Origin of the sequence: Pseudomonas sp. P7779, from assembly GCF_013386315.1 — a bacterium.
Lineage (GTDB): Bacteria > Pseudomonadota > Gammaproteobacteria > Pseudomonadales > Pseudomonadaceae > Aquipseudomonas.
Genome location: NZ_JACARZ010000208.1, coordinates 1 through 684 on the forward strand (window position 1 = coordinate 1; position 684 = coordinate 684).

General features: G+C 59.4%; 1 pseudogene. It reads right to left on the reverse strand.

Annotated elements, in window-relative coordinates:
* Positions 1 to 67 precede the first annotated feature (67 nt).
* Positions 68 to 684: pseudogene (locus tag HX869_RS31195) on the reverse strand (glutamine synthetase family protein); the annotation flags it as partial.

The following is a 684-nucleotide window of genomic DNA, read 5'->3' on the forward strand; positions in this document are numbered from 1 at the left end:
CCACAACAGCCATAAAAAAACGCCGTAGGCCAAAGGCCTGCGGCGTTCTTTTTAGCCCGGCAACCGCTTACACGGTATGCAGGTACCAGTTGTACTCAAGGTCGGAGATGGAGTGTTCGAACTCCTCCAGCTCACTTTCCTTACAGGCGACGAAGATATCGATGTATTTAGGATCGATGTACTTGGCCATCACCTCGCTGTCGTCCAGCTCGCGCAGGGCATCACGCAGGTTGTTCGGCAGGCTCTGTTCGTTCTGCTCGTAGCTGTTGCCTTCCACCGGTGCGCCAGGCTCGATCTTGTTGGTCAGGCCGTGATGCACGCCCGCCAATACCGAAGCCATCAGCAGGTAAGGGTTGGCATCAGCCCCGGCCACACGGTGTTCGATACGTACGGCGTCGGACGAGCCGGTCGGTACGCGAATCGCCACGGTGCGGTTATCCAGGCCCCAGCACGGCGAGTTCGGCACGTAGAACTGTGCGCCGAAACGACGGTAGGAGTTGACGTTAGGGCACAGGAACGCCATTTGGGCGGGTAGGGTCTCCAGCACACCGCCGATCGCGTGACGCAATGCGGCGTTCTGCTCGGGATCCTCGCTGGCAAAGATGTTCTTGCCGTCCTTGTCCAGGATCGAAATGTGCACGTGTAGGCCGTTGCCTGCCTGGCCCGGGTAAGGCTTGGCCATGA